This window comes from Psychrobacillus sp. NPDC058041, from assembly GCF_042885655.1.
In the GTDB taxonomy this organism is placed as follows: Bacteria; Bacillota; Bacilli; order Bacillales_A; family Planococcaceae; genus Psychrobacillus.
In genome coordinates, this window is the sequence record NZ_JBHVRO010000014.1 from 44,264 (window position 1) to 69,226 (window position 24,963).

At 34.9% G+C, this 24,963-nt stretch carries 28 protein-coding genes; 17 read left to right on the forward strand and 11 right to left on the reverse strand.

Features of this window, described 5'->3' with window-relative positions:
- Positions 1–4 precede the first annotated feature (4 nt).
- The 7 genes from ACFVR1_RS17635 to ACFVR1_RS17665 all read left to right on the forward strand — a co-directional run bounded on the left by ACFVR1_RS17635 (position 5) and on the right by ACFVR1_RS17665 (position 3,492).
- Entirely contained in the window at positions 5–763 is a 759-nt protein-coding gene (locus ACFVR1_RS17635) for a hypothetical protein (protein WP_387585903.1), read from the forward strand.
- A gap of 213 nt (positions 764–976) precedes the next feature.
- Complete coding sequence (locus ACFVR1_RS17640) at positions 977–1,414, forward strand: YybH family protein (RefSeq protein ID WP_387585905.1); 438 nt, start codon at positions 977–979, stop codon at positions 1,412–1,414.
- A gap of 149 nt (positions 1,415–1,563) precedes the next feature.
- The gene (locus tag ACFVR1_RS17645; RefSeq protein WP_387585906.1) at positions 1,564–1,977 is read left to right on the forward strand and encodes a VOC family protein; all 414 of its coding nucleotides are present in this window, start codon (positions 1,564–1,566) and stop codon (positions 1,975–1,977) included.
- Between the two features lie 335 nt (positions 1,978–2,312).
- The gene (locus tag ACFVR1_RS17650) at positions 2,313–2,966 is read left to right on the forward strand and encodes a hypothetical protein (RefSeq protein WP_387585908.1); all 654 of its coding nucleotides are present in this window, start codon (positions 2,313–2,315) and stop codon (positions 2,964–2,966) included.
- Positions 2,967–3,026: 60 nt separating this feature from the next.
- Positions 3,027–3,158: a hypothetical protein gene (locus tag ACFVR1_RS17655; protein ID WP_387585909.1), complete on the forward strand. Its 132-nt coding sequence runs from the start codon at positions 3,027–3,029 to the stop codon at positions 3,156–3,158.
- A 17-nt stretch (positions 3,159–3,175) separates the two neighbouring features.
- The gene (locus ACFVR1_RS17660; protein ID WP_387585963.1) at positions 3,176–3,394 is read left to right on the forward strand and encodes a hypothetical protein; all 219 of its coding nucleotides are present in this window, start codon (positions 3,176–3,178) and stop codon (positions 3,392–3,394) included.
- Positions 3,334–3,492, forward strand: coding sequence for a hypothetical protein (locus tag ACFVR1_RS17665; protein ID WP_387585911.1), 159 nt, complete (start codon positions 3,334–3,336; stop codon positions 3,490–3,492). Before ACFVR1_RS17660 ends, ACFVR1_RS17665 begins: the two co-directional genes overlap by 61 nt.
- Before the next feature lie 315 nt (positions 3,493–3,807).
- Here the strand turns inward: ACFVR1_RS17665 and hpaB are convergent, their stop codons facing one another.
- Positions 3,808–5,259 (reverse strand): 4-hydroxyphenylacetate 3-monooxygenase, oxygenase component, encoded by a 1,452-nt coding sequence (gene hpaB, locus ACFVR1_RS17670; RefSeq protein WP_387585912.1) that lies wholly within the window; start codon positions 5,257–5,259, stop codon positions 3,808–3,810.
- Between the two features lie 248 nt (positions 5,260–5,507).
- Between hpaB and ACFVR1_RS17675 the strand changes: the two genes are divergently transcribed.
- From ACFVR1_RS17675 to ACFVR1_RS17690, 4 genes are all read left to right on the forward strand, one after another.
- Positions 5,508–5,906: a hypothetical protein gene (locus tag ACFVR1_RS17675; protein WP_387585914.1), complete on the forward strand. Its 399-nt coding sequence runs from the start codon at positions 5,508–5,510 to the stop codon at positions 5,904–5,906.
- Positions 5,907–6,030: 124 nt separating this feature from the next.
- Complete coding sequence (locus tag ACFVR1_RS17680; protein WP_387585916.1) at positions 6,031–6,237, forward strand: hypothetical protein; 207 nt, start codon at positions 6,031–6,033, stop codon at positions 6,235–6,237.
- Between the two features lie 447 nt (positions 6,238–6,684).
- Positions 6,685–7,662, forward strand: coding sequence for a YheC/YheD family protein (locus tag ACFVR1_RS17685; protein ID WP_387585918.1), 978 nt, complete (start codon positions 6,685–6,687; stop codon positions 7,660–7,662).
- A complete protein-coding gene (locus ACFVR1_RS17690) occupies positions 7,659–8,765 on the forward strand; it encodes a UDP-N-acetylmuramoyl-tripeptide--D-alanyl-D-alanine ligase (protein ID WP_387585919.1) in 1,107 nt (368 codons plus the stop codon). Before ACFVR1_RS17685 ends, ACFVR1_RS17690 begins: the two co-directional genes overlap by 4 nt.
- A 196-nt stretch (positions 8,766–8,961) precedes the next feature.
- Here ACFVR1_RS17690 and ACFVR1_RS17695 read toward each other — a convergent pair whose 3' ends face one another.
- The 3 genes from ACFVR1_RS17695 to ACFVR1_RS17705 form a co-directional block, all read right to left on the reverse strand.
- Positions 8,962–9,789: a S1C family serine protease gene (locus ACFVR1_RS17695; protein WP_387585920.1), complete on the reverse strand. Its 828-nt coding sequence runs from the start codon at positions 9,787–9,789 to the stop codon at positions 8,962–8,964.
- Positions 9,790–9,930: 141 nt separating this feature from the next.
- Positions 9,931–10,107: a hypothetical protein gene (locus ACFVR1_RS17700; RefSeq protein WP_387585922.1), complete on the reverse strand. Its 177-nt coding sequence runs from the start codon at positions 10,105–10,107 to the stop codon at positions 9,931–9,933.
- Positions 10,108–10,193: 86 nt separating this feature from the next.
- Complete coding sequence (locus ACFVR1_RS17705) at positions 10,194–10,571, reverse strand: SLAP domain-containing protein (protein WP_387585924.1); 378 nt, start codon at positions 10,569–10,571, stop codon at positions 10,194–10,196.
- Between the two features lie 151 nt (positions 10,572–10,722).
- On the opposite strand from ACFVR1_RS17705, the gene ACFVR1_RS17710 reads away from it, so the two are divergent.
- Together ACFVR1_RS17710 and ACFVR1_RS17715 are read left to right on the forward strand one after the other, a co-directional pair.
- The gene (locus ACFVR1_RS17710; RefSeq protein ID WP_387585926.1) at positions 10,723–12,186 is read left to right on the forward strand and encodes a hypothetical protein; all 1,464 of its coding nucleotides are present in this window, start codon (positions 10,723–10,725) and stop codon (positions 12,184–12,186) included.
- A gap of 648 nt (positions 12,187–12,834) precedes the next feature.
- Entirely contained in the window at positions 12,835–13,050 is a 216-nt protein-coding gene (locus ACFVR1_RS17715) for a hypothetical protein (protein ID WP_387585927.1), read from the forward strand.
- Between the two features lie 44 nt (positions 13,051–13,094).
- Here the strand turns inward: ACFVR1_RS17715 and qoxD are convergent, their stop codons facing one another.
- The 4 genes from qoxD to qoxA all read right to left on the reverse strand — a co-directional run bounded on the left by qoxD (position 13,095) and on the right by qoxA (position 16,913).
- Complete coding sequence (qoxD, locus tag ACFVR1_RS17720; protein WP_387585929.1) at positions 13,095–13,376, reverse strand: cytochrome aa3 quinol oxidase subunit IV; 282 nt, start codon at positions 13,374–13,376, stop codon at positions 13,095–13,097.
- Positions 13,377–13,378: 2 nt separating this feature from the next.
- Positions 13,379–13,975, reverse strand: a complete 597-nt coding sequence (gene qoxC / locus ACFVR1_RS17725) for a cytochrome aa3 quinol oxidase subunit III (RefSeq protein WP_387585931.1) — start codon at positions 13,973–13,975, stop codon at positions 13,379–13,381.
- On the reverse strand, positions 13,972–15,921 hold the full coding sequence (gene qoxB, locus ACFVR1_RS17730; protein WP_387585932.1) for a cytochrome aa3 quinol oxidase subunit I: 1,950 nt from the start codon (positions 15,919–15,921) through the stop codon (positions 13,972–13,974). Before qoxB ends, qoxC begins: the two co-directional genes overlap by 4 nt.
- A gap of 71 nt (positions 15,922–15,992) precedes the next feature.
- Entirely contained in the window at positions 15,993–16,913 is a 921-nt protein-coding gene (gene qoxA / locus ACFVR1_RS17735) for a cytochrome aa3 quinol oxidase subunit II (RefSeq protein WP_387585964.1), read from the reverse strand.
- Between the two features lie 365 nt (positions 16,914–17,278).
- Here qoxA and ACFVR1_RS17740 point away from each other — a divergent pair, with 365 nt between their 5' ends.
- Positions 17,279–17,986 (forward strand): YqjF family protein, encoded by a 708-nt coding sequence (locus tag ACFVR1_RS17740; protein WP_387585934.1) that lies wholly within the window; start codon positions 17,279–17,281, stop codon positions 17,984–17,986.
- Between the two features lie 55 nt (positions 17,987–18,041).
- Here ACFVR1_RS17740 and ACFVR1_RS17745 read toward each other — a convergent pair whose 3' ends face one another.
- Positions 18,042–19,535: an MDR family MFS transporter gene (locus ACFVR1_RS17745; protein ID WP_387585935.1), complete on the reverse strand. Its 1,494-nt coding sequence runs from the start codon at positions 19,533–19,535 to the stop codon at positions 18,042–18,044.
- Between the two features lie 109 nt (positions 19,536–19,644).
- On the opposite strand from ACFVR1_RS17745, the gene ACFVR1_RS17750 reads away from it, so the two are divergent.
- The gene (locus ACFVR1_RS17750) at positions 19,645–20,292 is read left to right on the forward strand and encodes a TetR/AcrR family transcriptional regulator C-terminal domain-containing protein (RefSeq protein WP_387585937.1); all 648 of its coding nucleotides are present in this window, start codon (positions 19,645–19,647) and stop codon (positions 20,290–20,292) included.
- 32 nt (positions 20,293–20,324) lie between these two features.
- Complete coding sequence (locus tag ACFVR1_RS17755; RefSeq protein WP_387585939.1) at positions 20,325–20,864, forward strand: GNAT family N-acetyltransferase; 540 nt, start codon at positions 20,325–20,327, stop codon at positions 20,862–20,864.
- A gap of 365 nt (positions 20,865–21,229) precedes the next feature.
- Here ACFVR1_RS17755 and ACFVR1_RS17760 read toward each other — a convergent pair whose 3' ends face one another.
- Entirely contained in the window at positions 21,230–21,898 is a 669-nt protein-coding gene (locus ACFVR1_RS17760) for a hypothetical protein (RefSeq protein WP_387585941.1), read from the reverse strand.
- A 208-nt stretch (positions 21,899–22,106) separates the two neighbouring features.
- Here ACFVR1_RS17760 and ACFVR1_RS17765 point away from each other — a divergent pair, with 208 nt between their 5' ends.
- Positions 22,107–22,484, forward strand: coding sequence for a PH domain-containing protein (locus tag ACFVR1_RS17765; protein ID WP_387585943.1), 378 nt, complete (start codon positions 22,107–22,109; stop codon positions 22,482–22,484).
- Positions 22,485–22,607: 123 nt separating this feature from the next.
- Here ACFVR1_RS17765 and ACFVR1_RS17770 read toward each other — a convergent pair whose 3' ends face one another.
- Positions 22,608–24,773: a YhgE/Pip domain-containing protein gene (locus ACFVR1_RS17770; RefSeq protein ID WP_387585944.1), complete on the reverse strand. Its 2,166-nt coding sequence runs from the start codon at positions 24,771–24,773 to the stop codon at positions 22,608–22,610.
- Between the last annotated feature and the right edge of the window lie 190 nt (positions 24,774–24,963).

Sequence of the window (24,963 nt, forward strand, 5' to 3'; positions counted from 1 at the left end):
CAAAATGCGTAATTTAGAGAACCGATTAAAAAAAGAACTGCAACAAAATATTAAGGCAAATATCATGCATTCCGCTACATGGAGTATACCTATTCACTCTGTTGAGGTAGAATTTACAACTGTGAAACGGATGAAAATGGATGTGCTGATGAAAATGATGCTAATTGCTTTTCAAAAAATGGAAATTGCAAAAGCAGAGAAACTAAGTGAAATATTACTAGTGGAGCAGCTCTTTATTCAAGATTTAATCGAAATCATGTTGAAAACTCGCCTTATTGAAAAAAGTGAGAACGTATATAGATTAACCGATAAAGGATTTCAACAATTAAAAAATGGAGTATTTGAAGAAGAGCAAGAAGCAGAATCTCAGAATGTGCTATACAGTTCTTGCCATGAAACATTTTTGAAAGGCGAATTAAAGGATGATCCCGAGGAACAGCACGACATTTATCGATACGTAAAAGAAGACTATTTAGATGAAGAACCAACTTTTGAAAACGAGTCTATCATTCATGCTCTTCAAGCAAACGATATGGACAAGGGAGAGGGAGACGTCCAAACTGTTATTTCAGAAATTGTCTCGACAACCGATTTGTTTATAGAAGATGTGCCTTGTATAGAATTTATCCTCTATAACAAAGAAGAAGACATCATCTACGCTAGAGTATGGAATACTTTGCTGAATCAATGGGATGAAAAATTGGAAAACCAATTAAATGAAAAAGAACGTCTAGAATGGCGAAAAACTTATTTAGATGGTTAGTTAGATATCAACTTACACTAATTGGCAGAGTGAGACCAATTTACAGGTAACCGAGACCAAATTCTGAAATACGAGATCAATTCATGCGTAACCGAGACTAAATTCGCCAAACCCAAGACCAATTCCTTGAAGAAGGAAAAAATGTAGTTCGTACAGAATATGTAATCTAATAAATGCATATAAATTTTGGGTTACAATAAAGGGGATAGATTAATGACGACTAGATTTAGTGAAGTTCGAGAGGTTTTGGAAAATTACAAATCCGCCATTTACGAGAAAGATGTTGAGAGATTTTTATCTTCCTACGCGTCTGATATACATATTTATGATAGCTGGGAAAACTGGGAAAGCATCGGTATTTCAAAATGGCGGGAAATGGTGAATGAATGGTTTAAAGGGTTAAGTGAAGAAGGAGTTTCACTCCAAGTAGATTTTAATGATTTAGTAGTGGAGGAAAGTTCAAATATGGCTTTTGTTCGCTGTGCTGTTAAGTTTGCCGCTCAAAACAAATCAGGGGAAATAATTCGTCAGATGACAAATAGATTCACGTTTTGTTTAAAAAAAGTAAATGAATCTTGGGCTATTATACATGAACATTCATCATTACCAATAAATATAGAAACTGGGAAGGGTATTTTTAACCTAAAGTAAGAACGATCCCAACTTGTTCCACTAACAAGAGTGTTGATCCAAGAAGTAGTGAACCCAATATTTTATAGTAATTTATAATTGTAATGTAAATCGCAATCGAAAATATTTGAATAGCCTTACAAAAACGAACTAATAAAGGAGAAATAATGATGCTAAAACAATTTTGGATTAACTTGCCGGTAAAAGACATCAAAAAATCAAAAGAATTTTATAGAAAAGTTGGATTTTCTATTAATGAGCAATTTGGCAATGGCGATCAAGCGCAATTAATCATTGGGGATAATAACGTTACTGTCATGCTTTTTCCAGAGTCTACTTTCAAAAGCTTTACTAGACATCCAATTGTTGATACAAATCAAGCTACGGAAGTATTGCTATCCGTTGATGCTGACAGTAGAGAAGAAGTAGACATAATGGCAAAGAATGCAGTAGAGGCAGGTGGGTCATTATTTGGAGAGCCTTCAGAGACACAAGGATGGATGTACGGTTGCGGTTTTACTGATTTGGATGGGCATCGGTGGAATGTGTTGTTTATGGATATGAGCAAGATGCCGAAGGAATGAGATAGGATGGGTGTTTAAGTTTTAAAAGGGTAGCTGGGGCGTAACTGGTTTCAGTTATGAAGTACAAAACTGCAAAATGTCAATAAATATGTATAACTAAAAGTACCGCAATTGGTAGCAAATCTGTCATAAGATTTGTATCAGAAGCGGTGCTTTTTTTATTTTGGTTAATTAATTTGAAATAACAATATTAATTTTATAAATAGGGAGCCAGTGGGCTTCACGAGAATGAGTAATAAAAATAGAAAAATTGAACTTTTTAGTATTTCGTAACGTATTACAATTAACAAAGGATAATAATTTTAACGTTAGACTAATTATTAGGGGGGATTAGTATGTATATTGAAAAGATCAAAAAAATAGGAGGCACCTTATTCTTGATTAGCTCGTGCTTTCTGTTTGTGGGCTGTTCGGAAAAAAATTCTGAACACCAAGAAGAAGTGGATGTTTCATTAGAAGATAAAAATAGAGAAGCAGTCCAAGCTGTTCTTGAATCGGAATTTACGGTTCCGAACAAAGAATATTTGGTTATTGTCAAAAATATCGATAAAAAAATGACTGAAATAGGCAGCCACACACCTGAAGCTAATGAAGTAAATGGAGTCGAAGAGTCGGGGGTCTCAGATGAATGGCGCGCCTACGAGGATTTAGTGAAAAAAATGTATGGACCTTACTTTATGGATTATGCTTTTGATAAGCTTATTTCTAATGCTATTGCTTTTAATTATCATTATGGTTATTTAGGCTTTGGCGAAAATGTTCGGTACGAAATGACAGTTAGTAATATACAAGTAACTAAAAGTGAAAATAATAATACACCCAAGTTTTATGATTTTACCGCTCAAGTAGAATATACGAGTAACGCAGGTGAAGTTTCACAACACGAAGTAAAAGGTGTCGCTATTCTTTCTGAACCAGGAAAAATTGGGAAGTTTGAAATACGGGATGATGGTGGTTTAAGAAAAAAAGTATCAGTGGATCGGCAATAACAACAAAACATTGTAATTTTGCACTGTCTTCCAAAACATTGAAAAAGAAAAGGTGAAGCTATGATTCGATATGCTGTAGGTGGCATTATTAAATCAGATGATACCATCCTGTTAGTGAAAAAAGGAAAAGTCATGGACACGGAAAAGCCGATGGGGTTAAACCCGAATGGGATTTTCCGAAGGGAGGAGTAAAAAGAGAGGACCTGGATATTCAGGAAGTGTTATTCAGGGGGCTCGATGAGGAAACCGGGACGAGAAACTTTCGAGTTATAGGTGAATTAGGAACGCTTGAATTTGAATTTCCAGCTGCTATGAAAGTAAAGTTAGGTTTCGAACGGCAAGTCACTCATATGTTTCTCTTGGAGTTTTGGGTGATAGGGTCAAGTTACAACCAAAAACGGAGGAGATTAGTGAAGTTGCGTTTGTGAAAATTGATGAAGTAGATGAACTTCTGAAGCTAGCAGAGACGAAGGAGTTTTTTCAGGATAATTTGGATGAAATAAAATCAGGGATTGTTTTAAGGTAGAGAGCTGGTTAAGCATGATGAAACTAACTGGATTCGAATGGTTATTCAATGAATAGATAAGTTTTCAGCTGTTTTGAAATTCTTCTTCAACTAAGGGGACAGAATAATATAAAACCTCTAGAGAAGAATTACATTCTCTAGAGGGTCATTATTACATGGAAATAAAATTCTTCAAAAAAAAGAGAAAAGCGATAATTAATAAGACTATGAATTACGGTAGACTGTATTAAGGGTTAAGGTCACTATCAATATTGACGCTACCTAATTATTTTCAGACTCTGTGGTGTAACACTGTAAACAATAATTGAATTTCTGTTACTCTTCTTTTTTTAGATTTAAGAAATTACTAATTACCTTTACATATTCATTTTTGGGATATTTCTTATATAAATCGCTTGATAATCGAATCGGGTCACCAAAAAAATATCGCTCATATTGGGTTTGTCTTGTACCGAATGAACTCATTGTTAGATCCCATGCTAAACGAAATATTCTTACACGTTCCTCTGCGGTCTTAGTTGCTCCTTGAAGATAGATATCTAAGTCATTTCTAATACTAGATTGAAATGCTTTTTCGGTTGGCAATGTAATCATTCCACTAGCTCCGATTAACTGAATAATTTCAGTGAAACGAGGATATATTTTAGGGAAGATGTTACCAGCAACTTGAAGCGGGAACATTTCTGGACGCATATATCCCCATTCATCTAATTTTGCATTATTCTCTGATTTTTCTAATAAGGCTTTCATTGTTTCTAGACCAATGATAATTTCTGACATCTTTTCTTGAATATGCTGATACTCGCTAATATTAATCGTTTCGATAAGAAGCTCGGCGATACCTAAGATGAACTCTGTTTTTACAATTTGTCTATTCAATACTTGGTGCTTAGTAAAGGGATGGAAAGAGCTTTGAATTGGGAAAGCTTCTGCCACTTCCGCATTATTGTAATAAAATACCCTATTCCAAGGTACTAATACATTGTCAAAGACAACGATAGAATCCATTTCTTCGAACCGCGAGCTTAATGGATGATTAAAAGAGGATTGTCCTCCTATGAATGTGTCCCTACAAATAAACTTTATTCCTTTTGTATTAGAAGGAATCGAAAAAGCAAAAGCTTCATCTTCATTAAACAGAAATTTCCCAACGCTAAATACTAATACTTCATCTGTTAAACCCCCTTGAGTAGCAAGAAGACGGGCGCCTTTAATGATGATTCCTTCTTCATTTTTATCAATAACTTTTGCGGCAATTGGCTCATCGGTTTCTTCGAAGTAGATATAAGAACGATTCACTTGTGGAGAAATAAAGGTATGAGTAAACGACAGGTCATTTTCCCTGGCCAATTCATAAAATGCTTGCAGATTATTTGGAAAACATTTGTCTTTATTTTTTAAAAAGGATGCTGAAGAGGCAAAGCTCATTAATACCGTATTCAAATAATCTGGGCTTCTTCCCATGATGCCTCCTGAATACCTAGCCCAATGTTCACTCATCTTTCTTCTTTTTATTAAGTCATCTTTCGTTTTTGGTTGTAAATAGGAAAGGCCAATAAGTTCACCTGATACTGGGGAAATAAAAGTCATCTCATCTTTTAGTTTTGGGTCATGCTGCAAATCATAAAGAGCCGCTTTTGACTGAATAAGTCCCTTGAAGGCTGGTTGTTCAGAGAGCAACCCCTCAATTTTTTCACCGTCGTACCAAATTTCATTATTTAGCTGATTTAATCGGTCAATATAATCTTTTCCATTAATAGCCCCCATGTTTCACCTCCGATTTAAATCAATATTTATAGCTGTTTTCACAAGCTAAGTAGTTCAATATTTATTACCTCTTACTAAAATTAATCTATGAAATTAGAGCATGCTAATATTCCTGCTTTAGCTTACGAGGCAAGTTATCCCAATAAGAAAAGAGTTTTTGTGTGGATTTAATGTTACAATTAATGAAAAATAATCCAATTTATTAATTAAAGCATTATGAAGGACTATGCGGTAGAAAGGAGGATTTTATGTATAGAATAAATTTATTATATTTAATATTCTTCATTTTATTAACAAGTTGTTCTAGACAGGAAACAGTTAAAGCTACTGGCGAAGGAGAATATTGGAAAGCACATATGATATACGAAGTGACCGATTCAGAACTCTATGATAGAGGAGGAATTGAATATACAGGAGATGAAGAACTTATATATGTCACTTATAAGGTAATTACTGGCCTCGGAGGGCGGGGCGGGGAACTTTATCCTCAAGAAAAACAAACCGCTATATCGTTTGGGATGGGGGCAACTAACCATCCTCCAACTAAAGATGAAGTAGTTATTGAGTTAAATCATACTTATATTGAAATTAAATGGCAGACTGAAACAGGGGAATATGAAGAAAAAATTGACTTGAAAGTTAACTAATTTTGAGAGAATTTTGAAAAGAGAAGAGAAAAAACACGCGAGGGGAATTCAAGGATTAAACAAGTAGATTATATTTAAGAGATGTAAAATTAGAAGACGAATTTATAAAAAGGTAGATAATTAAATGAGTAGATTACTGGTAATGACAGTAGGTATGACTCATAGTGGGAGAACAATATTTGCGAAAGCTTTAGAAAATGAGCTATCAAACTCGGCTGTGATCGACCAAGATAAACATGTTGAATTTCTCAATACTTATTATCGGCTACACAATCAATGTAAATACGTTCAAGTACGCTCTAATCTAATAGAAATACCGAGTCACAATTAATATTCTCTTTGAATTTTTGCGGACCCCTGAAAAGGAAGCATTATTTGATTAAAATTAAAGTTATTACATAAAAGGTTCAAGAACAATTCTAAATTGTTCTTGAACCTTTTTTACCTTTACCTGCTACGGATAGTATCCTTCATTTAAACATTCGTCTTTATTTTAGAATTAACTACTATAAATAGATCATTGCTATTGGACATTTATCTATTCCGATCACTTACTCTCGAATAGACTATAAAATGCTTCGAATTGAGGGTGATTTAAAGGCGATTTTGATAAGTGGATTCAAAATGTTAACTAATGAAAGAATGGTTCAAATTCTGGATAAAGAGGTTATTATTCTTATTAAATCCTCAAGCACGAACTGATGGGCTTGATAGACAGGATATTAATGCTGAATGGAATTAAATAATAACAAGATTAAACTTATAAGAGGTGAATTGAATGAAAAAAATTTGGATGCTATATCCGAAAGGAAATCTTTTAAAGGAGGAGCTTTATCAATTGTATGCCACCGAGGCTAGAAATCTAGGTGCAGAAGTTATTTTTTTTTCCAGCGAATCTGTGAACTGGGAAACTAAGACAATAAAAGGCTATGTCTATGACGATGTAAAGTGGCGTAAGAAGCAATCCTCTTTTCCAAATAATATAATAGTAGTGGATGACAGGCTTATTGAAAAAGAGAACTTACTAAGGAGGAAATTAATAACTCCATCCTCAATTGAGGGTTATTTAGTAAAGGATAAATGGACTATCTATGAGAGGCTTCAACATGGTGAATTTCATAATGAGTTGATTCCCTCTGAAAAAATTAAATCATCCGGACATTTTTTTAGAATGCTTAAAGAATATAGGAAATTAGTAATTAAGCCTACTATCGGTTTAAAACAATATGTAATTGAACAGAAAGGGAATCGTTATTTTGTGACTGGTGGAGAAAAAACGAAAGAGAAAAGCAGAGAAGAATTAAAACAGTTAGTCATTGAGTTACAAAGGCAAGAACAGCATATTGTTCAGCCGCATCTTCTATGCAGGACTAAAGAGGGAGAGTTTTTTGATTTTAAAGTTAGTCTTCAGAAAGAAAATCGTAATCAATGGGGGATTAAAAAAATAGTTCCAAGGTTTTATTTAAGAAATCATCAGTATTTAGCTAATGAGAATATCGACTCGTTTTTAAAGCGCAGTTTTCTCATTAATTTTAACGTGACTAAAAATATGCTTCAGACCTTTTGCCATCAATTTCTTCAAAGGCTAGATAAAAAATACGCAGTGGTTGATGAGTTTTCTCTATATTTAAAAATGGATGATCTACAGAAAGTCTGGGTGGATGAAGTTCAATGGAAAGTAAATGAAGCTGATTTTGTAAGAAAGCATCTCAAAAAAGCTCTCCTGTTCTCAGAGAAGAAGGGGGTCCTTGAATGACAATCAATTTTAAGAAAGTGAAACCTAAAATTGCTATAACAGGTAGTGCTGGTAAAACTACCGTAAAATCAATGGTAAGTTCCATCTTAAGAGAACAATGGATTATTTATGAATCGAGCGATTATCAAAATACGACAGAAAATACTCCAAATCATAAAGAAAAGATAGGACCAATTCATCGGGCTACTGTATTAGAATATGGGATGGGCTTCGCTGGCCAAATTACAGAACATTGTTCTATCATTCAGCCTAATATTTCAATTATCACCAACGTTGGATCTGCCCATATTGGAAATTTTGATGGGAAACTTGAAAAACTGGTTGCTGCAAAGTCTGAAATTATAAAAGGAATGGACCAGGATGGTGTATTGTTCTTAAACCGAGATGATAAAAACTCTAAAATGCTATACACCTCTGCATTTAAAGGCAAAATCATTACCGTCGGTATAGAAACATCCGGAAATTATAAAGCCCAGCAAATTCGCTATGGAAAAGAAGGAATGGAGTTTACCGTAAAATTAAAGGGAACAAAATATTTGTTTAAAATTCCAGTATACGGACAACACAATATATACAATGCATTATTTGCTATTGCAGTAGCGGATCTTTTAGGATTTCCACCCCAAGACATGCAAAATGGTTTAAACTTCATCCTCAAGCCAGATCATCGATTGAATTTATTTCATTTGAAAGATGGTATTACTGTGATTGATGATACTGTGCACTCTCATCCGCCTGCAGTCAAGGCTGCCATCGATGTCTTAATGCATGTAGGAAAAAACAAAAGAATTGCTGTACTAGGAAGTATGAGCGAGCTTGGTGATCGAATGGAAAAGGACCATAAAGATGTTGGTAAATATGTGGCGAACAAAAAAGTTGATGAATTATTTACGTATGGAAACTTTTCGCGTTATATTACGGAAGGTGCTTTGTCGGCAGGGATGGTCAAAGATAAAGCAAAGCATTATACAGGATTATATAGAAAAAATCTCCACGAAGATCTTTTGGAGGCCATCGAACCAGGAACAACCATTCTTGTAAAAGGATCTAGTAAGCAGAATCTATTTGAAACAGTGGAATATTTACTTAGCCGTTACAGTTGAATATCGTCATGCCCTAAGCTTAGACAGTCGATTCATTGTACCTACTTAGAAAGGGGAACATATACAAACCTTGATATAAAAATAAAAGTTAGGCATACAATTGTGCCGGTAATTGGATGCCTATAATAAGTTTTATTCAAGTAAATGTAATTCAAAAAAGACCGTAAGTAAGTCTCTTGCGGTCATTTACATAGCTTTAATTAGTTCCATTTTGCTGTTTGTAATACTCGTCAATCGGTATAAATAAACCTACTCTACCGTACGTATCATGATCCAATGTAGCAAAAATTACACCTATTACTTGCCCATTTGTATTCAAAACTGGGCTGCCACTATTTCCGCGGTAAACGGGGGCCTTCATCATAACGACAGGCTCTTTCCAATCGCTTAACTGGATATAATCTATAACTTTTCCTTCATTTGCGATGCCCGTGAAGCTTAGAGGATTGCCTATAAAGTTAACGGGATCTCCTTCTTCAAAAATCGTTTGTTCGGCTAGATCTAAATAGGGTAAATCTTCACCATTTATATCTAATACCGCAAGATCAACTGAAGGATATGTGTCTACAACTTTAGCTTTGAAACGACGATCATCTGGAAACCCAACCGTTACTGTCTTATGTCCTTCTACGACATGATAATTTGTTAATATTTTTCCTTCACTTGAAATGGAAAAGCCAGTTCCTTTGCTGCCATCTGTTAAAACAACGACAACGGCCTTTTTAAAACTAGTAATATCATCTTGAGATGATAATTTAGCAGAAGTTTTTAAGAATTCTATGGCAGGAATTGAATATATTGAAAAGATAGCCGCAAAGGTATTAACGAATAGTATAGTAGCCATAAAATAGAATATCCATTTAGGAAAAGGTCGTTTAGATTTGCGACTTATTTTTTCTTGAGCGTCGTCAAGAAGGGCTTCTCGTTGAGCTTCTAACACAAATTCTAAAAACTCTTCATCTATTTCTTCACCAATATTTTCGTTATTCCATTCATCCTTAAGCTGTTTTTCATTTGGATCCATTCGCACACATCCTAACTGTATACACATTCTTTACATGTATTATACACAATTGGAAAGGTACAGGGTTTTGGTATAAATTATTTCATATGAATGATGCAGTTTGGGGCACAGGAATTGTGCCCCAAACTGATAAAGTTTAATTTAGTATGACTTTTCTTCTTCACTTTTCTCTCTTCGGTTTGGAGTCATCTTTCCTATCTTTGGTTTTAAATTACCTAGCTCAGCTAATTCGAGAGAAATCTCTTCTTTCTTACTACTTGGATTTTTAGCCATAGAACCTTTATTATTGCTAGCTCCTTGATGATTTTCTCTTGTCAAAATTATAACCTCCCATCTAAACTATTTTGATGCCTTTTTAACATGGTTCGAAAATAATTATTAATGTATGCAAATTAAAAAAAAAATTACATTATTTCTAAACGACCATTTTCAAGCGTTAAATTCTTCTTTAAACATTCCTCTGGAAAAATAAAAGTCCATGGCATACTAGTTTTAGGTTGAATAAAAAGAGTAGGAAGTGTAAAAGTATTTTCCGCAATGATTTCACTGTTTTCCACATAAGCTATTCTTTTTTTACTAAAAATAAAAAAATTCTCAGTAAAATTATGGATTAACACTGTAACTAATAATTCTTTTTTATGGTTAAATGCTTGTCTAATTGGAACAAGCCGAACATTAGAAAAATGCACTCTATTTGTTTCAAGAAAAATCTTCTCAATTTCTTTTCGATCTTTACTAGATAAGGTTTTATCCCATGATGGTTCAAAATCAAGCTTTTGCAAAGCTAAAACCTCCTTCAGAATATAAAAAGTTATCTCAATTACATGTATTGAATGTTTCGTAATACCATATGTTAAAGGTAATAAGGGAAGAAAGCTTATTCATGTGTAGTCCTTCTTTTCAAATCATATGCTATTTTAAAAGGGGTGTACAATGAGAGATTATGTGAATATGATAAAAACCTTCTTACCACAAGAGGCAACTATACTCGAATTGCAGCATCCCCAAAAGAGACCCGCCATATTGGTCGCAGATATTGATGGAGATAATATAGAAGAATTATTTGGAGCATATAAATATAAAGAACAAAACTATCTATTGGGTTTAAAAATAATGAATAATCTATGGCATCCTTTCATTCATATAAGAGGAAATGGATACGGTGTATCAGATTTAATGGCAGCACCAATCACGGATAATGGGACAAATACCTTAATTGTTGGTTGGCAGATAGGTAGCCTGTGGTCTGAATTAAATCTATTAAAGTGGACGAAAAATGGATTTGTTGGATTAACTAAGAGCAGTATTGTCTATAGTAAATTAGAAGTTGAAGACATGCCTGGAAAGCATGGACGGGACGGACTGTATGAAGTTGCAATTTGGATACATGATACGGGTGAAGCCTATAAAGTAAACGTGTATCGATATAGTAAAGGGAAGCTTGTTCAAGCAAAAGATGTCTACCCGTATTATTTTAAAAAAGTAGAAGCATACTATAAAAAATTATTGCAAACAAATGATTACCCCTATTACTGGTACTATTTAGCGGATGCGCAAAAGAAGGCTGGGGATTTGGAGCAAAGTCTAGATTCAATTGAGAAAACACTTTCCTTTGCTTCTCCTTACCCGTCCCGCCAAAAACTAATAGACATTAAACAACAAATATTAAGTTGTTTAAAAGTTGATAGGTCTAACAATCAAGAAGTAATAGACAAAAAAAGAGGGAATGTAACTGGTCAAGGTTTCATGGACACAATTTACCTTACAGGTAAAAAGACAGATGAAAGCCCCTTTTGGCAAAATATTACCCTCGTAATTTCCAATGAAAAAGCTAACCTTCTTGAAAGAATTCCTCTCAAAGAAAATGCGGGTTATAACCCTACGATATTTCTTGGTAATTTTACAGGAGACTATATAGAAGACATACTCGTTGTTATAGATACAGGGGGGAGCGGCGGCATAATATATGCATACATCTTTTCTTTTATGGAAGGAAAAATGCGCCAAATATTTAATGCGGATGAATATAATGAACGCACCAAGTATGATGTCAATTTCCAAAATCAATACAAAGCAACAGTCATAAGCTCAATCCCAAAAAAGTTGTATTTACTGGATTTAATTTATAAAGGAAAAGAATATTTAACAGAGATTTATAACGAGGATGGAACATTGAAACAGCCAATAACAGGATGGGTAGATCCAATTGGTGGTCTTTATCCAATTGACTTTGCAAGGGAAGGAACCTACGAACTTATTGCTTTTCAAGAAATCGCTGGAAGATACCATGCAGATGGATTAGGATACATAGAAAATGTACTAAAGTGGAACGGCCATGAGTTCGTATCTGATAGACAAAGCGTATCCATCTTTGGTGAGGATTTACCACCAGGTTAATAAAGTCATAGACTATGCAGCAATTTTTTTAGAGACATGAAAAGCTAATTTCGGCTGCAATTAACTAAAGGTAAACTTTTATGAAGGGATACGCCGATGAAAAATAGGAAGCTTACATGCAATAAAGAATTGAAATAACTCCCGAAATTGTATCTTCGGGAGTTTCCTATATGAGTAAGAAAGTATCTTTTCTTTCATTATACAAAAAGGATTTAAACCTATTCCTAAAGTTGTAGGAGAGCGACGGACAGACCACAGCCATAAGATTATCGAAAAGAGAGGCAGGTCGTGACGTTAGTCACGGCCTGCCTCTTCCAGAGCTTTCGGTAACGATTTAGCTCAAGACTGTCCAAAGCGCTCCGGAAACTATTGAAAATAGAGTTTTGTACTTAAATGGTGCTTGCGCTTTTCTTTAGTACCTTCACAAGCTTCATGCGTGGGTCTGCATTTTTTCTCTTTATTTATTAATCGAGTGCAATACAATAGTATCCAGTAGTCTTCAGTATGAAGATAAAAAGAAAACTTTTGAAAAAATTCAAATTATCCATTACTTTTTCACGTGTAAAGAATAATATATATAAATATAAAAGAGTATTTGACAATTTTGTGAACAAGATGAATAATATATAAAAAAGGAGGATGGTCAAAGTGGAAAAATATAAGAATATGTTAAATGCTACAAGATTTGCAGGTGCCACATTACTTTCTTTAGGAGTAGCTATCTTCTTGTACGGGATTTTTATAAGTGATAATAATGCTGCTATTGGTGTTGGTATCGGAACAGTAATGGGATCAGTTTTCATTTTTTTAATTGGTCTATTTCTAGTTGCTTCAGAAGAAATGGTGACAAACTCTAGAAAATGAAAAAAGAGAGCGCCTAAAAAGACGCCCTCTTTTAGTTTTCCTGTTTACATATCCCAAACCATTGCCATTAATGTTCCGAAAATGGTAACTAGCGCAATAAGTAAACCGTAATATACGTTTGCGTAGATAGATTTTTTATCATTAGTCTCACCTGCATGCATAAATACAACTAGCTGGAGGCCAGCCTGTATAAATGCTGTTAGAAGAAGAACTGTCATACCTACTGCGAATGACATATCAGTAAAGTAAACTACAAGTGCCACTGCAGTAAGAACTAGCGAAGCGATAAAGCCCATTACTTGTTTTAAAGGGAATAATTCTTTCATAATTACATCATTCCTTTCAAGTAGATGAAGCTAAAGATGAAAATCCAAACTACATCTAAGAAATGCCAATAAAGTGAGAAGATAAATGATTTATTGGCTGTTTCAGGAGTTAAACCACGCTTTTTAATTTGTAATAGGATAAATAATCCCCAAAAGAAACCAAATGTTACGTGCAATCCATGAGTTCCTAGTGTAGTTAACAGGATAGCAGTAAATCCGCTAGTTTGTAGTGTTGCCCCTACATGAACGTAGTGAATGAACTCAGAGACTTCAAAGCTTAAAAATCCTGCTCCAAGAAGAAGTGTGATTAAAAAGAATGCCATCGTCGCTTTTTTGTTGCCGATACGCATGGCGTGAATTCCAAGACCAATTGTAAAACTACTAGTTAATAGTAAGATTGTTTCCATTAATACTGGTGTAATTTCAAAGATTTCAGCTCCAGTAGGACCATTGCCTGTACGGTGAACCATTGTAAAATAGGTTGCAAAAAGAGTTGCAAAGAGCATTATTTCCGCACCTAGAAAAATCCAAAAGCCCAATACTTTTAAGCTATTTTCTTCCGTACTATATTCCAGTGGAAGCGAGTTATCTATCTTCATTTTTTAGCACCTCGCAATTTTGTTTCGGTTTCTTCAATTTCTTCAACGGAGATGTATCGTCCGTGATCTTTCTCAAATGACCGGTAAGCTAGACAAGCTAATAAGCCGATTAACGATATAATGACAATTGGCCACATGCTGAATACCATTGCAAATCCAAAGACAAAGAAGAAACAGCCCATAATGAATGGTAATCCACTATTATTTGGCATATGAATTTTTTCTAGTTTACCTGGAAATAATTCATGACCATTTTTCTTAGAATCCCAAAATGCTTGAGTTGAATTAACTTTTGGCGTAATCGCAAAATTATACTCTGGTACTGGCGTATGTGTTGCCCATTCAAGAGAACGTGCATCCCATGGATCATTACTAATATCCCTTGAAGCATAACGTGTACTGTAGTAAATGTTGTAAACAAGTAAGACAAAACCTACCGCCATCAAGCCTGCACCGAAGAATGCAACCATATTCAACGGACCAAATCCTGTTGATTCAGAGTAAGTATACATACGACGTGCTTGACCATCTAAACCAGTAATATACATTGGAATAAAGGCTAAGACAAAGCCGATGGAAAGTAACCAAACTGTCCATTTACCGATTTTTTCATTCAACATAAAGCCAAACAATTTTGGCCAATAGTAAGTGAGACCTGCAAGCATCGCATAAACTACACCCGGTATAATTACATTGTGGAAGTGAGCCACTAAAAACATCGTATTATGATATTGATAGTCAGCTGCTGACATTGCAAGCATAACTCCTGTAACTCCACCTAATGTGAACAAAGGAATGAAGAGTATAGAGTATAGCATCGGGGTAGTAAATACAATTTTCCCTTTCCAGAGTGTGAACAGCCAGTTAAACATCTTAACTCCGGTAGGAACGGCAATCGCCATTGTAGTAATCGAGAAAATACTATTTGATACTGGACCTTGACCCATTGTAAAGAAATGGTGGGCCCATACAAAAAATGATAATAGAGAGATAATAACCATTGATGCAACCATTGACTTATAACCATATAAATTACGGCGTGCAAAAGTGGATATAATTTCACTGTAAAGACCAAATGCAGGCAAGATTAAGATATACACTTCGGGATGACCCCAAACCCAGAACAAGTTCGCCCACATCATATCCATACCACCGTTAGCGGTTGTAAAGAAGTTTGTTCCGAATAGTCGATCCATCGTTCCCATTGCAAGTGCTACTGTTAATACAGGGAAAGCGAAAACGATAATAACATTGGCAATAAACGCAGACCATGTGAACATTGGCATTTTCATTAGAGACATACCAGGTGCTCTCATTTTTAGAATCGTCGTCATAAAGTTAATACCAGTCATTAAAGTACCGAGACCGGCTATTTGTATGGCAATCATATAATAGTTTGTACCAACAGATGTACTAAACTCATTACCCGCTAGTGGGAAATAAGAAGTCCATCCCGCATCAGGTGAACCACCTATAATGAAGGATAGGTTGAATAATCCCATCCCCATAAAGAATAACCAAAAACTTATCGCATTTAAGCGTGGAAACGCTACATCACGAGCTCCTATTTGTAAAGGAACAAGGAAATTAAAGAAAAACATTATAAATGGCATTGCCATAAACAGAATCATGACAACCCCATGTGTCGTGAAAACTTCGTTATAATGCTCAGAATCTAGCAAGGTGTTATCAGGTAATGCTAGTTGAGCACGCATCATAATAGCATCTACGCCGCCTCGGAAAAGCATTAGCAAAGCAGATAACAAATACATAATACCAATTCGTTTATGGTCAACAGTTGTTAACCATTCTCTCCAAAGGTACCCCCATTTTTTAAAATAGGTAATTCCTATAACGATTGCAACCATAGTAAGACCAATGCCAACCATGGATGCGTATATTAAAAAGCTTGGATGTGGTACTGCGAATTGTTTAAAGAAATCCATACTTTTGAAACTCCTTTCGGGAATATAGTGCTGCTCAAAAAATGAGCTAAAGTTAAACTTGTAAACCAAAATTAATGGTGAGAGTGTTCAGATTCCTCATGTGATTTTTGATCATGTGAATCAGACATACCCGGCATATCGGACATATCAGACATATCCGACATACCTTGGTGTTCTGGAGCTGGTGAGAATTCTAAGTGAGTTCCGTTATAAGTGGAACGCCCCAAATGACCCGGTTTCAATAATTCTTCAAACTTTTCTTTTGTAAGTGGTTTAGCTGTTTCGTGTACTTCTTTTACCCAGTCATCAAAGTCAGCTTGGGACATGGAAGTAACTTGGAACGTATTTTGTGCAAATCCTTCACCACTAAAGTTTGCATTTCGTCCATCAAACTCGCCTTCTGCGTCAGCTGCTAAGTGTAATGTTGTGACCATGTCAGACATTGCATATTTTTGACCGCCAAGTTGTGGAATCCAAAAGCTAGTGATTGGTCCATATGAATAAAGTTTAAATTCAATAGGACGTTTCTCTGGAATATATAAATAGTTAACAGTCTCGATGTTTTCTTCTGGGTAACTAAAGTGCCACTTCCAGTTGGAAGATGAAGCATAAATAACTAATGGTTTTTGATCCTCATATTTTACTGGAACTGCCTCTACTTCATAGTTACTTCTGACAGAAACTATAGACAGAATAACTACGATAATAATTGGAATTCCTACACAAATTGCTTCTACAATATGGTTTCCCTCAATATGTGGTGGCTCATAATCTTCACTTTGTTTAGAAGCACGATATTTAATCAAGATAAATATTAAAATCGCGAAAACGACAATTACAATACCAGACATCATCCAAATGGAAAACATGATGTCATGTGCTTGTGCTTCCGCCTGTGGACCTTTCGGATCTAATACTAATAATGGTTCACAACCAGACAGCACAGTGGCTACAGTGAGAAACATTGTAAATAGAGCCCATTTCATTTTCAATTTCATAGTTGTACCCCTCTCGAATTATTTTAATAAAGTTGTATTTCATAGAAAGCCAAATTATTGATAGACGTTTTACAATCTGCCTCTATCTTATTCCCACACCTTTTTAAAAACCATGGAAAGAAACTGCCTTCACAAAAAGTTCATGAAGATATGTACAAAAGTTCAACGTTTGTTAACCAAATTGTAAATAAGTTTGAAAGATTGACATTAAAATAGATAAATATATATTGAATGGAAATATTTTGATTTTTTCAGAAGGGGTGCATTTGAAAACTATATGGTGGATATCTTCTGAAAGTTTGAATTTGCTATCCAGTGGAGATACTTTGTAGTAGTATCCTTAAGGAAGAAGGCAACCTATGTATAACAACCAGTGGATAATGACGCAAGAATGGCATAATATCTTATTTCTCCATTGGCCAGTTTCTCCGGACGATTTGATTGAACATATTCCCTTTGAACTAGAATTGGACCTTTATAATGGAAGTGCATGGATTGGCTTAGTATTTTTCAAAGTAAAAGGGAATCGGCCAAGACTCACTCCTCCTATACTCGGATTTAGTTCTTTTTTAGAGCTTAACTTTCGTACGTACGTCACATTTCAGGGGAGAGTCGGAGTATACTTCTTTAGTTTAGATGCGAATAATCCTTTGATTGTTAAATTGATGAGAATGGGAGGCTTTTTACCTTTTCGCTATGCGGAGATTAGTTTAAAGCAAAGTAAGAATACATTTACGGTTCATAGTAGATATAGAGAAGGAAAATCAGTTCCGGAGGTACTTGTTACAACATTTAAACCGATACCTGGTAGAATTGAAAGTAATCTCTTCGAGCGATGGCTGACGGAACGGTATTATTTGTGGACAAAAACGAAAGATAATTTGTTTCGTGTCTATATTAGTCATTCACCTTGGGTTTTGCAAAACGTTACTTGCACAATATTTAAGAATTCAATGGCATCGTTTTTAAACAGTAATGACAATGTGAATGGTCCAATCGCTCACTATTCTAAGTTGAAGAAAGCAAGATTTTTTCCGCCTGTAAAGGAAAATAGGGAGAACAAATAAAAGGTTCCAGAACAAATTAATCTTGTTCTGGAACCTTTTCTGTTTTTAGTGTAATTTATTTATCCTGAAACATCTGTGAATCAGATAGTTTCTCTTTGCTCATTAAGATTATAAAAACAAATGCAACCGCAAGAGGGATAAGTGTCCATAAAAATGTAGTAGTAAGAGAGTTAGATAAAACTTCTGTAATTTGCTTTAAAACATCGGCAGGAATTTTAGTGCGTAATTCCGGAGATAAAATAGCACGACTATTACTGCCAACCACATTTTGTTTAAATGACTCTGGTAATCCTGAAATAAAACTATTTCTTTGTATTACGCCAAAAATGGTAATACCAAGTGTCATTCCTAAAGCGCGTAAGAAACTACTCGTTGAACTGGCGCTACCTCTTTGTTGAGGAAGAGCTTTTTGAATAGCAGACATACCAAGAATCGAAAAGGAAGGACCAACACCAAGTCCTACTATCATCATATAGATAGTTAACATCCAACGAGGAGTGGAAGGCTCTAAAGTTCCAAGTAAAATTGCCCCAGCTCCAAGGAGAATACTCGAAACGATCATAATAGATCGATAGCTAAACTTATTAGCCAAAGCACCACCTGTGGCTGCTCCTACACTGGATGTTACCATCATCGGTAACAGTAATAGGCCTGAGTTCGTAGCACTTCCACCTGTTACACCTTGAATATAGAGCGGGATATAAATAGTAGAAACCATAAATACGCCACCATAGAACATTCCGGTTAAAACACTAGTAGTATATAAACGTTCTTTGAATAAATCAAAGGGTAAAATGGGATCTTCCGCGTATTTTTCTATGATTAAAAATGCAACAAAACAAACAATTGAAATGATAAATAAAGAGATAATTTGCCATGAGCTCCAGCTGTACGTATCTCCACCTAATTCAAGTGCGAACATAAGAGATACAGAGAAGCTTACAAGGAATATGGCACCAGCCCAATCAATAATTTGACGAGTATGTGTTTTGGACTCATTATAAAATAAAGTGATAAGACCTAAAGCAAGGAGACCAATTGGGATGTTAATGTAAAAAATCCAACGCCAATGAATATGATCTGTAATAAATGAGCCTAATAAAGGACCTGCTATACTGGATAACCCGAATACCGCTCCAAATAACCCGCTCATCTTTCCTCGTGACTCACTAGGGACAACATCCCAAATAATAGTGAAAGCAATTGGCATTAGTGCACTACCGCCAATTCCTTGAATGGCACGGAAAATACACAATTGAACCATGGATTGGGCAGTCCCACACAGTATCGAGCCGATTAAAAATAACATTATTCCGAAGATAAAAAATTTCTTGCGACCGTACATATCGGATAGTTTTCCGAATATCGGCATTCCTGCCATCTCTGCAACTAGGTAAGCGGATGTAACCCATACATATTTGTCCATGCCACCTAAATCGCCAATAATTGAACCCATACTTGTAGCGACAATGGTGTTATCCAAAGAAGCCATAAATATTCCTAACAATAGTGCCGCCATAACAGGCTTGACCTTTGTTTCACTCTTCATTTATTGCCTAACCCCCTAAATTGATATTTTGTAGTTTAACACCGTTAAATATATATGTAAAGAAAGTATGGAGAAAAGGCTGTACAATGATTGTATCGAGGTGATAGTAGTGACTAAAAAGAAGGTAAATAAAGAAAGTATAATAGAAGTAGCATTAGAACTATTACATGAGAAGGGATTATCCCAACTGACAATGAGAAATATTGCAGCAAAACTTCATGTTCAAGCCCCTGCTCTTTATTGGTATATAAAAAACAAGCAGGAATTGCTTCAACTACTATCCGAACATATTTCCTCTCAAATTAAGTTTCCAAGCCCTACAGACAATTGGGAAGAGGAGGTTATTCTATTATCACTTGAACTTAGAAGTGTTATGTTATCCATTTCGGATGGGGCAGAAATTATGATGGATACACTACCTACTACTCCTATGAGACTGCATTTGATTAATAAAACATTGGAAATCTTTCACCGTGCAAATTTTCCGGAGGATAAAGTGTTTTTAACAGTTAGCCTTATTAATAATTACGTTACTTCCTATGCATTAGATGAACAAAAACAAAAAAGAATGGTAGAAAAAATTGGCCTAGAAGAGATCGGTAAGCAATTTTCGAAAGCCATTACTTCTATTACAAGAGAAGAAATACCATATGTGTATAAACACATACTCTCTCCAAAAGGGAAGATGAATGATGAACATAACTTTTTAGCAGGTTTACAAATTATTATAAAAGGTATTAAAGAGCAGATAAAGTAAAAATACTACTTTCGAAGAAAGACGGTGCGGCTATGATAAATTACACTTCTTTTCCTAACTTGGAGACAAAGAATCTTTTACTAAGAAGAATAGAACAAAATGACGAATCGGATTTATATGCCATGAGAAAAGATTCAAGTATGCATACATTTACAGATACAAAAGTAGATGGAAATATTGATGAAACCATTGCCTATATGGAAAAGATGAATCAAGGTACCGATGAAAAGAAATGGATTATTTGGGCAATTGAACATAAACAAACAAAAAAGGTGATAGGAACTATAAGCATTTGGAACCTAAACAAGGAAGAAAAAAGTGGGGAACTAGGTTATGGAATTATCCCTGCATATCAAGGTCAAGGGTTGATGAGAGAATCATTATTACGTGTAATTGAATATGGTTTTGAAGTTATGAACTTAGAGAAGATACAAGCTTATACAGAGGAGAACAATAGGCCATCTATCTCTCTATTAGAGAAATGCGATTTCGTGGAAATAGGTAGAGTAAATGAACAAGGATATACTAACAATAAGGATTATTGTATGATAGTTTATCAATTAGTGCGTTAAGAAGAAGGGAATGTAATAATGACTACTAGCATTGGAATCTAGTCATATATACTGAATGATCAGGTTGAGCTAATCATTCAAGACCTAGATCTGCCTGTAAGGAAGCAAGTAAGATGGGTGGGGAACCATAATGGAAGGTGTCAAAAGAACAATTGCTTCTCCTAAAAGAAACAGGTGCCAATAGAATTTAAGGACAATATAAGTAAGCCTGTAGATCCAATTATTGAGTAGAATTCTTAGCGTAAGAAGTTAGGGACTTGATGGACATTAGCTAACTTAACATAAATAAAAAAATGTAGGTACTACTTCTTTTCGAAGTGCCTACATGAGGTTTTAAGAATTTGATTTTGGTCTTCCATTTTACATCAAAACTTATGAGGGAATTGCATGATAATCCCTTCTGAAATCATATCTGACATTTCTAAGGCTTCTGCTTCAATCTTATCAAAAACCTCAATATCTTCTTTATAATTTTTCTGAATCATACAAACTGCTTCTAATTTTGTTAGGTCCAAATGTGTATAAAACATTTTTCTAACATCTTCTATTCCTAAGTAAGGGTTAATATTGCTTAAGAATGTTGAAATTTCATCCGCATTTTTATACCAGGCTTTCTCTTTTTCATCCGCCTGTTTAGTATCTCCCTTCACAGCAGCTGTTACTAATTCTGCTGCTAACACTAGATGCTCTTTAATTAAAGCAGCGTATTGATCCGCAATTTTATTGCCATAATATGGCCGAATACAATTTCCCAAATCGGTTGCGTTTCTTAAGAGCCGTTCCTGAACAAATTGTAAATCGGGCAAATGGAATACAATGCTAGTAATCGTCATTCTTGTCCAGTTGACATGCTCCATCCAAAGAAGTCGATTCATACTAATAAAATCTACTTTTGCTTTACTTATATAGAAGTTAACATAAGAGTATGGGATTTTTTTAAAAATGTATCTAACTGGAGCGGTATATTGAGAGTACGGAATGCCATAACCGAATACATGAGGGGAATGGGAATATATATTTGAGTAAGGATACACTTTTTATTCACTCCTTCTATTTTAATTACTTTCCTTGGCTTAAAAGGGTATAAGATAGAATACTCAGTGGTAATCATAAATGTGATTAAAGTGTATATGAAACTACCAATTATACTTATATAACAATAGAGTGGATGTTCAACATTTAATAGGTATAATTGGTCGTATGTTAATCGGGATATTCGGTCAATTAAAAGGAGGAATTACAATGGGACTATTTGATGGATTAATGGGAAATGCCTCAGAGTTAGAATTAGATAAAGTGGAGAAAGAATTGGAGGAACTGCTGGCTACTAGTGAAAAGGTAGAGCATGCATATAAACTTATTCGGGATTTAATCGTTTTCACGGACAAAAGATTGCTATTAATTGATAAACAAGGGATGAGTGGTAAGAAAGTGGAATATCATTCCATACCTTATAAAAGTATTATTCACTTTTCTATTGAAACTGCAGGAACATTTGATCTTGACGCAGAGTTAAAAGTCTGGCTTTCGGGAAGCCCAACTCCAGTGCAAAAGAAGTTCAATAAATCACTGAACATATACAAAGTACAAAGTGTACTGGCACAGTATGTGTTGAAGTAACTAAAAACATTCCCCACAATATTATGGGGAAAAATAAATGGATCATGAAGTGATCCAGTCACTTCATGATTCAAAATTCCTTAGGTAATAGTGTAGACAAGGGACCTTAAAAAAGTATTACTCTCAATGAAATAAGCCTGATTCTCTTGATTTATTTAGCAAATCTCTTGTTTTTCGATTCACTTTTTCTTTTAGGAAAATGCCAAATAATATAAATACAATTCCAGTTAATAAGAGAAATAAAATATCTTGTATGACTCGCTGCGCAACCATGCCACCTACTGCTTCTCGCATTAAGCTAACAGCATAAGTGAAGGGTAAGAATGGATTAATCAATTGAAAAAACTTAGGTAATAATACTACTGGGTAAGTCCCTCCAGATCCTGCAATCTGCAATACGAGCATTACTATTGCAAAAGCTTTTCCCACATCTCCAAATACTGAGACAAGTGTGTATACAATGGACATAAAAACAAAGCTAATAAGGAATCCGAACAGCACGAACCAGTATGGGTTTTTGATGACCACACCTAACAGTACAATATCTCCGACAGTCACAATCAGTGCTTGAAGAATACCAATCGCTGAAAATGTTAGTAGCCGTCCAAAGTACATTTCACGTTCGCTTATAACTTTCTGATTAACATCTGTAGCAAGTAGTGAAATAAGGAGTAAACAGCCAACCCAAATAGCAAGTACTGTGTAGAAAGGAGTCATTCCTGTGCCATAGTTTGCAATAGGAAAAAGCTTTTTTTCATTTAAAACGATAGGTTCCTCAAAAAAACTACGTTCTGCTTCCGGATTATTGCGAAGTAACCGTACAATTTCATTGATATCAGTTTCTCCCTGAACTTTTCTTATTCTCTCCGCTAACTTATTCACTTCATCACTTATATATGGATACTGTGAAATTACATAGTTTAAAGTTTTATTTCCATCTTTTAAATGGGCATCTGTATTTCCTAAAATGAGTTCTACTTGGGGTAAAGTGGCCTGGATATTTGTCAGAAGACCTTTTGCGTTTAGTAATGTATTTCGCGCATCATTTATTTCTAAGAGAATGGTTGGTTCGATTGTCTTTTTGAATTCATTTATGAATGCATCTAATTGGATAGAGGTGTTCTTTGCTATTTCTTGTAAGTTAGGCAAAGTATTTGGCGGTAATTGTTCTTTAGTTGTTATAAGTTCATTTAGTGCTCCTGTATTCGTCTGCATTTCTTTTAAAAATGCTTTTAAATCAGCTGTTTTAGAAATTGCATCTGTCAGTTTTTCTTGTTGTTTTTTGGGTATAGAGGTTTGGGTTTCTGGATGATTTATACTATTTAACCAATTGAGGTCTTCTTCAATGGAGTTGATGGTTTGAATAGAGATCACCATCTTATCGTCGAGTTCCTTCCTTACGTTATCCAACTCTGTAAAATTTGGTTTGACAGTTTTGACTGCCTGAAGAAATTCATTCGTATTTTTTGCTATTTTTGCTATTTTCTCTAAATCATTTTCTATTACTGGAGCCAGACTGTTTAGACGTTCTTGGGCTTTGGATAATATGGTTAGGGAACTTTCAATCGTTTTAATACCCTCAGCTGTGACTTCTTCAACTTGTGGCATAAATGATTGCGCCGTATTGATAATGGTTTGGGAGGATGCTACATCATTTTGTGCGCTTGTAAGTAATTCATGTATATGAGGTAAATTTTTTTGGACTTCAAGCACATAACTTTCAAATTTTCTTATATCAGGCAAGTCTTTTTCAATTTCAATTCCCAAGTTATTAAAGAGAGTAAAAATGATACCATTAACTGTTGAGATGAATTGGCTGCTAACTTTCTCTACAATCACACTCGCACCTTTTTCAGTTATTTTCGGAGCAATGGAGTTAATTTTTTCATTCACATAGTATTCAATATTTGCTTTTTCGGGATTATCAGATACGACAGAGGCTAGTTTTTCTGAAAAATTTGAAGGAATAATTAGGACTGCGAAATAATCACCGTACTCTACTTTTTCAATAGCTATTTTTCGAGAGGTGAAAGACCATTTCATGTCATGATTACCTCTCAATGTGTTCACTAGTTCATTTCCTACGTTTAATTTTTCTCCGCGAACTGTTGCCCCTGTGTCCTCATTTACAATAGCAACTGGGAGTTGATCAGTATGAGAATAAGGATCCCAGGAGGCATAAATATTTAGCCATGCATATAAGGAAGGTAAAAAAACTAAACCGCCGATAAGTATTGCGGCTACCCAGTTCCTACAGATGTTTTGAAGATCAGTTCTAAAGATACTCAAACTGTTTTTAATATCGGTTCACCTCCGAGCAGAAAAGACTGATATTGAATAATTATTTCACAGTATACCCCAACAAATAGGTACTAATCGAAAAAGGTTGAATACCCAAATATTACCGTATATAATTATATTAGGAACTTTTTGAATAGTCAGATTTGGTATATGAAGAGGTTTTCTGCGTAAGAACTTA

Bases quoted from the DNA above. Each gene is read 5' to 3' on its own strand.
- ACFVR1_RS17635 (WP_387585903.1), top strand. From the start codon at position 5: ATGCGTAATTTAGAGAACCGATTAAAAAAAGAACTGCAACAAAATATT.
- ACFVR1_RS17640 (WP_387585905.1), top strand. From the start codon at position 977: ATGACGACTAGATTTAGTGAAGTTCGAGAGGTTTTGGAAAATTACAAA.
- ACFVR1_RS17645 (WP_387585906.1), top strand. From the start codon at position 1,564: ATGCTAAAACAATTTTGGATTAACTTGCCGGTAAAAGACATCAAAAAA.
- ACFVR1_RS17650 (WP_387585908.1), top strand. From the start codon at position 2,313: ATGTATATTGAAAAGATCAAAAAAATAGGAGGCACCTTATTCTTGATT.
- ACFVR1_RS17655 (WP_387585909.1), top strand. From the start codon at position 3,027: ATGATTCGATATGCTGTAGGTGGCATTATTAAATCAGATGATACCATC.
- hpaB (WP_387585912.1), bottom strand. From the start codon at position 5,259: ATGGGGGCTATTAATGGAAAAGATTATATTGACCGATTAAATCAGCTA.
- ACFVR1_RS17675 (WP_387585914.1), top strand. From the start codon at position 5,508: ATGTATAGAATAAATTTATTATATTTAATATTCTTCATTTTATTAACA.
- ACFVR1_RS17680 (WP_387585916.1), top strand. From the start codon at position 6,031: ATGAGTAGATTACTGGTAATGACAGTAGGTATGACTCATAGTGGGAGA.
- ACFVR1_RS17685 (WP_387585918.1), top strand. From the start codon at position 6,685: ATGAAAAAAATTTGGATGCTATATCCGAAAGGAAATCTTTTAAAGGAG.
- ACFVR1_RS17690 (WP_387585919.1), top strand. From the start codon at position 7,659: ATGACAATCAATTTTAAGAAAGTGAAACCTAAAATTGCTATAACAGGT.
- ACFVR1_RS17695 (WP_387585920.1), bottom strand. From the start codon at position 9,789: ATGGATCCAAATGAAAAACAGCTTAAGGATGAATGGAATAACGAAAAT.
- ACFVR1_RS17710 (WP_387585926.1), top strand. From the start codon at position 10,723: ATGAGAGATTATGTGAATATGATAAAAACCTTCTTACCACAAGAGGCA.
- qoxD (WP_387585929.1), bottom strand. From the start codon at position 13,376: ATGAAAGAATTATTCCCTTTAAAACAAGTAATGGGCTTTATCGCTTCG.
- qoxC (WP_387585931.1), bottom strand. From the start codon at position 13,975: ATGAAGATAGATAACTCGCTTCCACTGGAATATAGTACGGAAGAAAAT.
- qoxB (WP_387585932.1), bottom strand. From the start codon at position 15,921: ATGGATTTCTTTAAACAATTCGCAGTACCACATCCAAGCTTTTTAATA.
- ACFVR1_RS17740 (WP_387585934.1), top strand. From the start codon at position 17,279: ATGTATAACAACCAGTGGATAATGACGCAAGAATGGCATAATATCTTA.
- ACFVR1_RS17745 (WP_387585935.1), bottom strand. From the start codon at position 19,535: ATGAAGAGTGAAACAAAGGTCAAGCCTGTTATGGCGGCACTATTGTTA.
- ACFVR1_RS17755 (WP_387585939.1), top strand. From the start codon at position 20,325: ATGATAAATTACACTTCTTTTCCTAACTTGGAGACAAAGAATCTTTTA.
- ACFVR1_RS17765 (WP_387585943.1), top strand. From the start codon at position 22,107: ATGGGACTATTTGATGGATTAATGGGAAATGCCTCAGAGTTAGAATTA.